The 12,083-nt window shown below is 50.6% G+C and carries 11 protein-coding genes; 10 read left to right on the plus strand and 1 reads right to left on the minus strand.

The genetic code is table 11. The features are described 5' to 3' along the window. The first annotated feature begins 176 nt into the window (after positions 1-176). Positions 177-848, plus strand: a complete 672-nt coding sequence (locus IEX02_RS16150) for a response regulator transcription factor (RefSeq protein WP_188697530.1) — start codon at positions 177-179, stop codon at positions 846-848. Continuing rightward, positions 845-2,176: a sensor histidine kinase gene (locus IEX02_RS16155; RefSeq protein WP_188697533.1), complete on the plus strand. Its 1,332-nt coding sequence runs from the start codon at positions 845-847 to the stop codon at positions 2,174-2,176. Before IEX02_RS16150 ends, IEX02_RS16155 begins: the two co-directional genes overlap by 4 nt. On the opposite strand, the gene IEX02_RS16160 is transcribed toward IEX02_RS16155, so the two are convergent. After that, positions 2,124-2,636 (minus strand): hypothetical protein, encoded by a 513-nt coding sequence (locus IEX02_RS16160; RefSeq protein WP_188697534.1) that lies wholly within the window; start codon positions 2,634-2,636, stop codon positions 2,124-2,126. The genes IEX02_RS16155 and IEX02_RS16160 overlap by 53 nt on opposite strands. Before the next feature lie 242 nt (positions 2,637-2,878). Between IEX02_RS16160 and IEX02_RS16165 the strand changes: the two genes are divergently transcribed. The 8 genes from IEX02_RS16165 to IEX02_RS16200 all read left to right on the plus strand — a co-directional run bounded on the left by IEX02_RS16165 (position 2,879) and on the right by IEX02_RS16200 (position 12,077). Next, positions 2,879-4,105, plus strand: coding sequence for a pyridoxal phosphate-dependent aminotransferase (locus IEX02_RS16165; protein ID WP_188697535.1), 1,227 nt, complete (start codon positions 2,879-2,881; stop codon positions 4,103-4,105). Further along, positions 4,102-4,698, plus strand: a complete 597-nt coding sequence (gene yfbR, locus IEX02_RS16170) for a 5'-deoxynucleotidase (protein WP_188697536.1) — start codon at positions 4,102-4,104, stop codon at positions 4,696-4,698. The genes IEX02_RS16165 and yfbR overlap by 4 nt, the downstream gene beginning before the upstream one ends. A 3-nt stretch (positions 4,699-4,701) precedes the next feature. After that, positions 4,702-5,979: an anti-phage deoxyguanosine triphosphatase gene (locus tag IEX02_RS16175; RefSeq protein WP_188697537.1), complete on the plus strand. Its 1,278-nt coding sequence runs from the start codon at positions 4,702-4,704 to the stop codon at positions 5,977-5,979. 59 nt (positions 5,980-6,038) lie between these two features. Then, a complete protein-coding gene (locus tag IEX02_RS16180) occupies positions 6,039-8,444 on the plus strand; it encodes a hypothetical protein (protein ID WP_188697538.1) in 2,406 nt (801 codons plus the stop codon). A 1-nt stretch (position 8,445) separates the two neighbouring features. Continuing rightward, entirely contained in the window at positions 8,446-9,633 is a 1,188-nt protein-coding gene (locus IEX02_RS16185; protein ID WP_188697539.1) for a CaiB/BaiF CoA transferase family protein, read from the plus strand. Positions 9,634-9,711: 78 nt separating this feature from the next. Continuing rightward, positions 9,712-10,095 carry a hypothetical protein gene (locus IEX02_RS16190; RefSeq protein ID WP_188697540.1) on the plus strand — a complete coding sequence of 128 codons (384 nt, stop codon included), beginning with the start codon at positions 9,712-9,714 and terminating at the stop codon, positions 10,093-10,095. A gap of 32 nt (positions 10,096-10,127) precedes the next feature. Continuing rightward, on the plus strand, positions 10,128-10,598 hold the full coding sequence (locus IEX02_RS16195; RefSeq protein ID WP_188697542.1) for a YchJ family protein: 471 nt from the start codon (positions 10,128-10,130) through the stop codon (positions 10,596-10,598). A 393-nt stretch (positions 10,599-10,991) separates the two neighbouring features. Continuing rightward, complete coding sequence (locus IEX02_RS16200; protein ID WP_188697545.1) at positions 10,992-12,077, plus strand: efflux RND transporter periplasmic adaptor subunit; 1,086 nt, start codon at positions 10,992-10,994, stop codon at positions 12,075-12,077. The last annotated feature ends 6 nt before the right edge of the window (positions 12,078-12,083 follow it).

Genomic DNA, 12,083 nt, shown 5'->3' on the forward strand with positions numbered 1-12,083 from the left:
CACGAAATTCGTTAACATGTCACCGAGCTTGCCGCGCCAGGATTAAGGCGGGATTAACAAGGCAAAAGTGGAAGCCATTTACAGTGCAAGGCCTGATGTTGGTCGCCTTTCCCTTGCACAGCCACGCGCGAATTGATAGCAAGGCACTCCGATTACCGCACGGAGTCACAGCCTTAATGCATGTGTTGCTTATTGAAGACGATCAGTCCATTGCCAATGGCATTTGTCTGGGCCTCAGTGCCCAGGGTGCAGTGATTGACCAGGTCGGTAATGTCAGCCAAGCCAAAGTCATGCTTAAACAGCATTTGTTCGATGCCGCAATATTGGATCTCAATTTGCCCGATGCAGACGGATTGACGCTGTTGCGCTGGCTGCGAAGCCAACAAAACCCCATCCCGGTGCTTATTCTGACCGCCCGGGACAGTATTGATGACAAGGTGGCAGGTTTACACTGCGGGGCCGACGACTATTTGCTCAAGCCCTTTGACTTAAGAGAGTTAATGGCGCGCTTGCAGGCGTTGCTGCGCAGGCATCAATCCCGCCCAACCCATGCCCTGACCCATGGCAACATTCAGTACGATCCTATTGCTTGCCAGGCTTATCTTGACGGAATTGAAGTAAATCTGTCCCGGCGTGAACAAGCCCTGCTGCATACCCTACTCAGCAACCCTAAACGGGTATTCAGCACTGAGCAGTTAAAGGACGCCTTGTACGGTACTTTGGACGATATTGAAAGCAACGCCCTGAATGTACATATCTTTAATCTGCGTAAGAAACTCGGCTCTGGTGTCATAGACACAGTGCGAGGCCTGGGTTATCGCCTGGGCGATAAGGCGGGTGCAATATGAAACTGCAAGTACGAGTGACGCTCACCGCCGGTCTGGCTTTCGTTTTGCTATGGGGCGCAGCCACGACCTGGATGCTGCTGGATCTACGCCAGCAAACCATGAAAACCCTGGATCAGCGACTGGTGTCTACCGCGGCCATGGTCGCAAACCTGGTAAAAAATCAACCCGCCCAGTCAGACAGCCATGAGCTCAGCGAACAATTACGCAGTGTACTGAATCAATCAGGAACCGGTCTGGCTTGTCATATTGCCTCCTTGCAGGGCAATGTCATGAGCAGCAACCTGCAAAGCACAGCCAGCCCCCAACCGCCGGGTTTTGGCCATGTCGACGTAGACAATAAAGCATGGCGCACCTATACCCTGCTTGACGGGTCTCGTCGTATCACTATTGCCGATCAACTTAGTCAACGTCAGCAACTGGAGCAGGATATGTTGGTGACAGCTGCTGCTCCTCCTCTGGTAGCCTTACTGATCAGTCTAAGCTTACTGTGGTTTATTACCGGCCAAAGTCTGCGCCCGATCACTCGTCTGAGCCATGCAATACAGAGCCGTGACAGCCACGACTTAAGGCCAATCTCCTTGTCACCCTTACCTGTTGATCTGCAGCCATTACTGCGCAGCCAGAACCAGTTGCTGAACAGGCTTAAGGCAGCACTGGAAAGGGAAAAGCGCCTGACTAATGACATTGCTCACGAACTACGCACCCCGCTGACAGGCATAAAAACCAACCTGCAAGCCGCCGCCATGGTAGAAGGCACTGACAAAATCACCTGTTTGCAATTAGCCGAGTCTGGCGCAGATAGGCTACACCAAATACTGGAGCAGCTCCTGCTGCTGGCACGTTTAGGCGACAACGCCACCAGAGCACAACATCGTTGTCAAAACCCCAATACCGTCATTCAGGCCGTGTTGCATGATTTCGGCACGGATGCCGGCCGCATTCATATAGAGCAAGGGCCCGGCACAGCTGACAACTGCCCTCTACCGGCTCCTCTGCTGGATATTATTTGTCGGAACTTGCTCGAGAATGCCTTAAAACATGGCCGGGGCCAGGTCAAACTAAGACTACAGGGACAACCCGGTCAATGGTGCTTGGCAGTGCAAGATGAAGGCAGTGGCGTAGCACAACCTGCGTTATCAAAACTCACTCAACGCTTTTGGCGCCAGGGCGACCAGCAAGGCTGTGGATTGGGTCTGGCCATCGTTTCAGCTATCGTACAGCAATATCAGGGGCAACTGGAGGCGAACAATCATCCCCAAGGGTTTGAAATCAGTATCAGGCTGCCGGTCGCCAACTCAGGGGCTGGCGAAAATGGCGAGCCAGACTGAGATTAAGTTCATTGAACAAGGTCACGCACTCCCCTTGGGGAACCAGACAGGACTGGACAAACTGATGGCAGTTATTACGCAGTAAATCATAGGCCGAATATTCAAACAGCCGGGCGGCGGCTCGCTCGGCTGCCAAGGCATCAGCCAGCACGTTACCGGCACTATCGCATGCCACATAGATGGTATTTCCACTGCGGTTGGCCAAAAATCGTTGCGGCGATACCGCCCGAATCAAACCATTGCCGTTCAGCTCAATCACATTGCCATCCATCCAGATTCCGCTGTGGTCGAACACACCGAATACCCCACAGCACACCACAGCACCATCTGCTACTAAGACAGACTGCGCGGACTCGCCGGGATGATGCAGCACACTGTGCCTGACCTGATGCCTGGCCAAATGTTTACCGGCCGCTAATGCGCCCAGCCCGACTCCCAACCACAATAAAGGTAACGGCATCGCCTTTACTCCAACGGATATACTCAGATTCTATGTATCAGCCGTGATGTACTTTGCCAAATAAGCGAATGTAAGCCGATATGTCAGTAAGCATTATCTTTTGCCATTACTCTGCCCTGCCAAAGCCAGATCCATCCTGCTAAACAGGGTATATCTATGATAAAAATTTTCTTTGCTGCATTGCAGACAAAGCGGGCGTGACTGTATTACTCTGTAGGGCCGTTTTCTAACCTCTGCAGTACATGAAACAGATTGTAAAATCCAGCAAACTCAACGACGTATGTTATGACATCCGCGGCCCGGTGCTGACCGAGGCCAAACGGCTGGAGGATGAAGGGCATAGGGTACTGAAACTGAACATCGGTAACCCTGCCCCATTCGGCTTTGAAGCCCCTGACGATATTCTCAAGGATGTCATCCACAATCTTCCAACTGCGCAAGGCTACGCCGACGCAAAAGGACTATATTCAGCCCGCGTCGCGGTCATGCAGTATTACCAACAGCACAATATTAAAAATATTGATATTGAAGACGTGTTTATCGGCAATGGGGTCAGCGAGCTTATCGTGATGGCCATGCAGGCGTTGTTGAACAGCGGTGATGAAGTCTTACTGCCCGCCCCCGATTATCCCTTGTGGACAGCGGCCGTCACACTCTCATCGGGAACGCCAGTGCATTATCGTTGTGATGAACAAGCGGGCTGGTTTCCGGATATTGAAGATATTAAGGCTAAGATCACCCCTAACACCCGGGCGATTGTGCTAATCAACCCCAATAACCCCACTGGGGCGGTATACAGCAAAGAATTACTGCTGGAGGTTATCGAGGTAGCGCGGGCCCACGGGTTGGTAGTGTTCAGCGACGAGATCTACGACAAGATCCTGTACGACGACGCCAAACATACCTGTATTGCCTCATTAGCCGACGATTTATTGTTTGTCACTTTCAGTGGCTTGTCGAAAAATTATCGGGTAGCAGGATTTCGCTCCGGTTGGATGGTGCTAAGCGGCAATAAAAAGCTTGGCCGCAGTTACATGGAAGGTTTGAATTTACTGGCGTCGATGCGCATGTGCGCTAATGTCCCTTGTCAGCATGCGGTCCAAACCGCCTTGGGCGGCTATCAAAGCATCAACGATTTAGTTCAAGCCGATGGCCGTTTGCGCTTGCAACGAGATACCGCCTGGCGTTTGTTAGAACAAATCCCGGGGATTTCCTGTGTCAAACCCCAGGGCGCCATGTACTGTTTTGCTAAAGTGGATGCCAACAGGTTTAACATTCGTAACGATGAACAGATGATCCTCGACCTGTTACGTCAGGAAAAAGTCTTGTTGGTGCATGGCAGCGCATTCAACCTCAAAGACGGCTGTTATTTCCGTCTGGTGTTTCTGCCCCATGCCGATGTATTGCAATCAGCCCTGGGCAAGGTGGAGCGCTTCTTTGCCGGATACCTTCAGGACAATGGCCAGTGAGTAAAAACCAAAGCCATTTTTTTGCCCACCTGGCACGGATGAAGCTGATTAACCGCTGGCCGTTAATGCGAAATGTCAGCACTGAGAACGTGCAGGAACATAGTCTACAAGTCGCCATGGTGGCTCACGCCCTGGCGATGATCCGTAACCGTTTCTATGCTGGCAATCTGGACCCATTCAGAATCGCTACCTTGGCCATGTTCCACGATGTGTCAGAAGTTCTGACCGGTGATCTGCCTACCCCGGTTAAATATTACAATCCGGCCATCCAACAGGAATATAAGAAGATTGAGCAAATCGCCGAGCAAAAACTGATTGAAATGGCACCGGATGCCTTTCGCCAAGACTATGCGGAACTTATCGACGGTCAATATCAGTCAGAGGATGAAAAATTTATCATCAAGGCAGCTGATATTATTTGTGCTTATCTGAAAACCCTGGAAGAACTGTCAGCCGGTAACCATGAATTTGAATTGGCTAAGCGCCGTTTGGACAATATTCTTAAAGACTATAAGTCTGACGAAGTGAACTATTTTCTAACCGCTTATGTACCGAGCTTTTCTCTGAGTCTGGACGAAATAACACAGGAGTAGTGAATGTCCCCCTGGCTTGCAAGACAACAAACGCAACCTGAGCGTCAGGGGGATCACCGCTCACCCTTCCAGCGGGACAAGGCCAGAGTCTTGCACTCGGCTGCCTTTCGTCGCCTGCAAGCTAAAACCCAGGTGTTGGGGGTGGGCATGAATGACTTTCATCGCACCCGTTTAACCCATTCCCTTGAAGCCTCGCAGATTGGTCATGGTATTGCCGCGCAGCTGCGCCAGAAATATCCGCAACAAAGTGACACACTGGCGTTGAACGACAATCTGATTGAAGCCTTATGTCTGGCCCATGACATTGGCCATCCCCCTTTCGGGCATGGCGGAGAAACGGCGCTGAACTTCATGATGCGTGAGCACGGCGGTTTTGAAGGTAACGGTCAGACATTTCGTATTGTCACTAAGCTTGAGCCTTACAGCCCGGATGCTGGTATGAACCTATGTCGTCGCACTCTGCTGGGCCTGGTCAAATACCCAAGCCTGCAAAGTGTGCTGAGACTCGCCTGCCCAGACACTGAACAACTTAAAGACTGGCAACCGGCTAAAGGCTTATTTGATGATGACCAGTCGACCTTTGAATGGTTACTGGCGCCACTTGAGCAGCAGGACAGAGACTTGTTTTGTGAGGTTTCAACCTACAGCCCCTACCTGGCCAAGACCCGTTTTAAATCCTTCGATTGCTCCATTATGGAACTGGCTGATGATATTGCCTACAGCATCCATGATCTGGAAGACGCTATCGTGACAGGTATCGTCAATCAAGACAGCTTTGTCAGCGAAGTGGCAGAGCCAATACGGGCACTGGCGATCCCATGGCTGAGTCAGGCCATGTTGCCCCTGGCGGATAAGCTTTTCAGCGCACAGCATTGGGAGCGTAAAGATGCCATAGGCGCGCTGGTAAACGGCTTTATCACCGCGGTAGAAATCCGCTCCACCCATCCGGCCTTTATTCAGCCTTTACTGGCGTATAATGCCGCCCTTCCTGCCGATTATCACCAGGCGCTGGAAGAGTTTAAAAGCTACGTGTATCGCCGGGTGATCCAGCAAAGTGAAGTGCAACGGATGGAGTACAAAGGCCAGCAGCTTGTCATGGCACTGTTTGATGCCTTTTGCTCCGATCCGCTGCGCCTGTTACCGGAAAATACCCGTCAACGTTGGTTAAAAGGGCAAAGCCAGGGCCAGGCCCAACGGGTCATTGCAGATTATATATCGGGGATGACGGACGAGTTTGCATCCAGGCTATACGGCCAGCTGTTTTTACCTAGAAACAACTAACAATGCAGCGCTTTCGCTGCCAGGGCATGATAGTTTAAACACACAAACAGGATGGTTTTATGTATCAACCAGGGATTGGCATTATCAGCCAAGACACGCACGTTACAGCAGCAATAGTTAACGGGCTTCGCCCCTTATTTAGCCAGCCTGAACGCTATCAAATACAGATTTTAGGCAGTGCGCCAGAGGAAAACATCCCTCTCTCGCCGTTGCCGCTTTATTCAACCTTATGCGAAAAAGCCATTGCCCAGCTCAATGCTTTGCAAACGCCCGTCTCCCTGACACTTTATCTGGCCTCCAGCTTGAATGGTTTAACCGACCTGCTGCAAAGTGCCAGAGCCACGGCTCTGGATATGATTATTTACGATAATCAGGCAGGACAGCCCCAGGCCACCTTACATGACAACACTGCAAGGTTTTACCAACAGCTTAACCAGCTGACCATTCGCGCCATTCGCACTCCGATGTCTACTGTGTATTTAAATCCTCCACCGGCAGATAACAGTCTGCTCTATTCACTGACGGATACCGTTGAACACTATCTGGATAAAAGCCAGACTGACTGGCAAGCAGTCCTCGCCAGTCAGTCACTGGTGGATGTGATGGAATATCTGGTACGCTTTCATTGCAATCCACTGCTGGCCAGAAAAGTGCGTGGGTTGCCCACCCAGCAAGTACACAGCTCAGCCGATTACGGTACACGCCCTGTCAGCCTGGCTACCTTTATGCTCAACTTTTTCACCCATCAGGCCCAAGACAACTGGCTGTTTGCCTATTACACCGGTTCTATCATCGCCCCCTTTATTGATGCCATGGAGTCGGCCCTCGCCGCACGACCAGTCACTGTGATCAACGGCTGCAACGAACATAGTTTAGCCTGTAGCGCCCTGGCCAATTGGCAACTGCATGCATCTCCTTATTTGATTACGGTTACCTGCGGCATGATGCTGGAGTTCAAAGGTAGCCTGCTTAACCTTAAACGCAGTAAAGCCAGAGGCTTTATTGTTTGTGGCGAAGGGGAAACCACTAGCTGGTTTGCCGCCCAAGGTATGATCAATGCGGAAGAGGATGTACGAACTATTCTGGATGCCATGAATATCCCTTGGGTATATATGCAGGATCCCGCGCACCTGGACGCAGATCTCAAGCAGGCAATGCAGTACTACACCACTCAGCCCGGGCCTGTGGTACTGCTGCCCACGCCCAGGGTGTTGGATACCTGTCGCCGCTTACCGGATGAACTGCTGACAGACATGCCATCAGCAGGCAACGCCACCTCTTCTGAGTCGGTTCCCGAGCATATTATTCAGCTTATCAATCATGCTAAGCGCAAAGTGGTATGGGTTATTGATAGCCCGTTAAGTGACAGCGAACAACAGGACCTGCAGGCCATCGCCGAACAGGCCGGCATTGCAGTAGCCGACTCAGTGCAACGGCCCGGTACCGTCAGTCGCTATCAACAAGGCCGCAAAAACAGCCAATACCTGGGCACTTTAGGGGTGTATGGCACCAGTCGACCAACCCTGCAATATCTGTATACCGACGGAGAATTGAATCCCAGGGATGAACAAATATTGTTCTTTCTGAAAAGCCGGTTGGGTCAACCTTCCAGCCCCTTCCCGGCCGGTAACTTTAAAACCCGCTTGGAAACGGTTCAGGTCACCCATGATCGCAGCCACCTGGCTCCTCATGTAAACCACGGTTTATGTATGGAAGTGGCGGATTTTTTACGCCAGGTACGCAGTCGCCTGCAAGTCGATGACGAGATCCTGACTTTTCGCCAAAACGCACTCAAGGCCGCCACCTCAGCGCCCCCCAGCTTGCTCAATCAACTGCCCAGTAGTCCAATGACACCAGACTACTTTTTCACTCAGCTTAACCAGTTGTTGGTGAATTTAATTGAACAGCAAGACTACCGCTATACAGGCCTGTTTGATGCCGGGCGATGCGGCTTTAGTGCCCTATGCAGCGTTATTCGCACCGGGCCAGGCTTTTCCAGTATTTACGGCCGCGGTTGTATGGGCGATGCCTTGATGGCATTCCCTTTAGTGGCAGTAAAAAACCCGGCTAATACCCTGGCATTCATTGGTGACGGAGCACGTAATCTGGTAGCGGATATTCTGCCCTTTGTGTTAAAAAATATTGGTCACCGGCAGACTATTACCGGCAGCGCTACCTTGTTTGTGTTTGTGAATAACAGCCTGTCTATGGTACGCACCTATCAGGAGCGCGCCATCCTTGGGCACGCCGGTGAACAGATGAACAGTGTCAATTTCAAGCACCCGGACCGCCAATGGCAACATCAGGGCCTGAAGGTAAACCTTGCCACCATTCACCATTTTGATGCCGAAAAAATGCGCCAGTGGTTGACCGCCAAAAACCAGTTAAATGTCATCCAGGTAATGACCGCCCATAACAATCAGGGCGAAATGTACCGCCACTTTGCCGAGGATTGGTATATCTAATATGTCCAAAAGCGCTATTTTAAAAGATGTTGTGGTGCTGGAACTGGCCTTTATGGCCACAGGCCCAATGTGTGGTAGCTTGCTGGCCGACCTGGGGGCACAGGTGGTAAAAATAGAACCCCCCAAAGGCGGAGACATGTTCCGTTTTATGCCGCCCTTTGGCCAGACCGAAGTAGAGGGTGAAAAGGTCAACGGCAGTTTTCTGAGCATCAATCGTAACAAACGTTCTGTTGCCTTGAATTATCGCAAAGGCCTGGGCAAGGAAGCGCTGCTCACTCTGATCAAACAAGCCGACGTACTGATTGAAGGCTTTAAACCCGGTAGCCTGGAAAAGTGGGGCCTGGATTATGAGAGCCTGCGGCTCATTAATCCACGCCTTATCTATTGCCATATATCCGGCTATGGTATGACAGGTCCGGATGCCAGTAAGATGCAGCACGAAGGCAATTTGTCTGCCCTCAGTGGTCTTTTGGACAGTTTTTCCCCAGCCTCTGGCGTACCGCATTTGGCACCGGGTTTATCCATGGTAGGTGCCTATACGGCACTCAGTGGGATTTTGGCCGCCTTGCTACACAGAACCCAAACCGGACAAGGTCAACTGGTGGATATTTCGGTATTGGATGCCTTGATGGGCCTGCAGGCCCCGGCAGCCGGAGAACAACTGAACTGCGATGATCCCAGGCATGGCGAGGCCTTTATAAAGGGAGAATGGCCACGCAATGCCCTATATGCATGTGCTTGCGGGCAGTATTTATATTTTGGTGCAGGAGAGCATAGATACTACCAGGGCTTTTTACAGCAACTTGGCCGCGAAGACATTCTTGCCATTCCCGAACCTCAGCAGCAAACTGAGGCCCTGCGCACACTTTTCCTCAGCCGTTCACGCGCCGACTGGCTGACTGACTTTGGTAATACCGATTATTGCATCAGTCCGGTTAACAGTCTGACACAGGCACTTGAGGACCCTCAGGTACAAGCACGTCAGCCTTTGTTTTGTATAACCAGCCCCACAGGCAAACAACACATTAGCCTTGGCAACATTATAAAATTGTCAGCCCACCCTGCGCCCGCCGCGCAAGCCGCACCATTATTGGGACAACACAGCACCCAAGTGTTACGCGAGTTTGGACTCAGTGAGGCACAAATTCAGGCCTTGCAAACCAGCCAGCAACTGACACAAAAGAATTGATTAAAAAAAACACTTGCATGTTTATTTATACAGTACTACTGTTTACACAACCACTGTATAAATAAACAAGGTTTTGTTATGGCCGTTAATGCACTACTTACTACCCGTCATCAGCCCGGTGTTTTGGAACTGTCTGTTTACCAGGGCGCACAGCTACGCAGCTTGATGCAGCATTTTGAACAGCAAGGAAAATGGGTATATCTGGTATCCAACAGCCTGAAATTTAAACGTGCCGAGCATAACAGCCAGCATCTGCCCAAACCCGACGCCGAAAAGACCCTGGAGTGGCTGGAGAAACTTATCAGTGCAGGCGAAACCTGTGCGCTGTTTGTCGAGGAATTAGTGCTCGATGAACTAAGCCGTAAGCGGCTGGAACAACTGTGTCGCCAGTTCAGCGTTACCCTAATCAGCCTCAGTAAACAAAAAAGCCTGGACAGCAATCTTATCTTTGGGCCATGGTAATGGGCTTGTTAGTTCCTGTTGCTACCTTTCCCATGAACAAACTTTGTTATTGTCACAGCCAACAACCTTTTAGCCAATGCTGCGAGCCGTTACTTAAAGGCGAAGCGGCACCAAGTGCCGAGGCCCTGATGCGTTCGCGATACAGCGCCTATGCCACAGGAAAGTTTGATTATGTATTAGAGACCTACAGCCAGGAAAAACGTGAGCAGTTGTCCCTAGACGATTTGCAGGAAAACGCTGAGGCCACCCAATGGCTGGCATTGCAGGTTGAACAGCACCGTCCTGATGGTGAGACTGCCGAAGTGCAGTTTTGCGCCTATTTCAAAGAACAAGGCAAAGTGTATAAATTGCATGAACTATCGCGCTTTGTGCGTGAATCACAGCAGTGGAAGTACCAAGATGGCGATATACTGCCTGATACTGGGCCGGTGAAAATAGGTCGCAATGACGCCTGCTTTTGCGCCAGCGGGCGCAAGTATAAGCAGTGTTGTGGTAAAGGCTGAGTCAACTCTGTCCCGCAGGCTATTGGCCCCCTCTCCCTCAATCAATATCTGAACAAGCCCGCCTTGCCCTGACAAGGCATGTTTACTTAGCACCTTACGATAGATGGCCTGTCAATCGATAAACGGTCTTTCCATAGGTTGTTTATCTAAGTGCCTACGTTTTGTTTCCATCTAGCTACCTTGCTCTGCAGTGCCTGGAAGCGCAATATTTTTACAATCAACACAATTAACCAACATTTGGTCAGAAATGCTAAGTGATGTGTATTTTGTTAAGTTCATTATCAGCATAAATCACTATCCATTTGTTTTATAAGAATTATTTTTGCTGGCACGGTCAGTGCTTTATAGAGAGCAGTAAACACCATATAAAACACAATAGTGTCGGGGACCATCATGCCATCCAGATTCGTAAAAACACTACTCGCCAGTTCCATACTTATCACAACCAGTCTGATAACAGGCTGTGGCGGTGCAGAAGCCACGGTCGACAACGCCCAGAAAAAAGTTGAGGTGATCGCCATTCCGGTTGAAGTTGCTCCATTAAGCCAGGGGGATATTTCTTCTAATTACGCCACCACTGCCATTTTGGAAGCCAAAGAAGAAGCCTTTGTGGTCGCACGGGCATCCGGCATTATCCACGAGATCCTGGTGGAAGAAGGTGATTACGTCGAAAAAGGGCAAGTGCTGGCAAAGCTGGAGACCCAGCGCTACATCCTCAATCTAAAACGCGCTGAAGCCAATCTGACCGGGATCGAAAAAGAGCTGAATAAAGTGCGCGATATGTACGCCAAAAAGCTGATTAGTGATGACGCCTACGACAAACTAACGGCGTCCTACGATGCCGCTAAGGCCGAGCTAGAGTTGGCCCGTCTTGATCTGGCTGAGACCACCATCCATGCTCCCATTGCCGGCTTTATCGCCGAACGAAATGCCAAAGTAGGTAACCTGACCGAGTCCTTTCAACGTGAACGTATGTTCCATATCGTGCAGCAGAAACAGCTTTACGGCATGGTGCATCTCCCCGAGAAGGAGTTGTCCCGCGTACATCTTCAGCAAGGGGCACAACTGGCAATTGCCGCCACCGGCGATAAAAGCGTAAACGCTTACGTCGAACGTATTAGCCCGGTCATTAACGCCCAAACCGGTACTTTCAAAGTGACCTTACGAGTACCCAATGAGGACAATCATTTAAAAGCCGGCATGTTTGCTCAAGTTAAGCTTAACTACGATACCCATGCTAATGCCACCTTGTTACCGCGCCAGGCCATTATCAATATTGATGATAAAAGCAGTGTCTTCGTGGTGCGTGATGGGATTGCACAGAAGGTTCAGGTACAAACCGGTTATGCCGAAGGTGACCTAGTTGAAGTGCTGGAGGGTTTAGCTGGCTCTGAGCAGGTGGTTGTCACCGGTCACCATAATCTCAAAGACAAAGCCCCGGTGGAAGTGGTTAATACCCTAGAACTGGCTAAAAGCTAAACCGAG

Origin of the sequence: Bowmanella pacifica (assembly GCF_014645355.1) — a bacterium.
Taxonomy (GTDB): Bacteria; Pseudomonadota; Gammaproteobacteria; order Enterobacterales; family Alteromonadaceae; genus Bowmanella; species Bowmanella pacifica.

Coding starts and splice junctions, on each gene's coding strand:
- IEX02_RS16150 (WP_188697530.1), top strand. CDS start 177: ATGCATGTGTTGCTTATTGAAGACGATCAGTCCATTGCCAATGGCATT.
- IEX02_RS16155 (WP_188697533.1), top strand. CDS start 845: ATGAAACTGCAAGTACGAGTGACGCTCACCGCCGGTCTGGCTTTCGTT.
- IEX02_RS16160 (WP_188697534.1), bottom strand. CDS start 2,636: ATGCCGTTACCTTTATTGTGGTTGGGAGTCGGGCTGGGCGCATTAGCG.
- IEX02_RS16165 (WP_188697535.1), top strand. CDS start 2,879: ATGAAACAGATTGTAAAATCCAGCAAACTCAACGACGTATGTTATGAC.
- IEX02_RS16175 (WP_188697537.1), top strand. CDS start 4,702: ATGTCCCCCTGGCTTGCAAGACAACAAACGCAACCTGAGCGTCAGGGG.
- IEX02_RS16180 (WP_188697538.1), top strand. CDS start 6,039: ATGTATCAACCAGGGATTGGCATTATCAGCCAAGACACGCACGTTACA.
- IEX02_RS16185 (WP_188697539.1), top strand. CDS start 8,446: ATGTCCAAAAGCGCTATTTTAAAAGATGTTGTGGTGCTGGAACTGGCC.
- IEX02_RS16190 (WP_188697540.1), top strand. CDS start 9,712: ATGGCCGTTAATGCACTACTTACTACCCGTCATCAGCCCGGTGTTTTG.
- IEX02_RS16195 (WP_188697542.1), top strand. CDS start 10,128: ATGAACAAACTTTGTTATTGTCACAGCCAACAACCTTTTAGCCAATGC.
- IEX02_RS16200 (WP_188697545.1), top strand. CDS start 10,992: ATGCCATCCAGATTCGTAAAAACACTACTCGCCAGTTCCATACTTATC.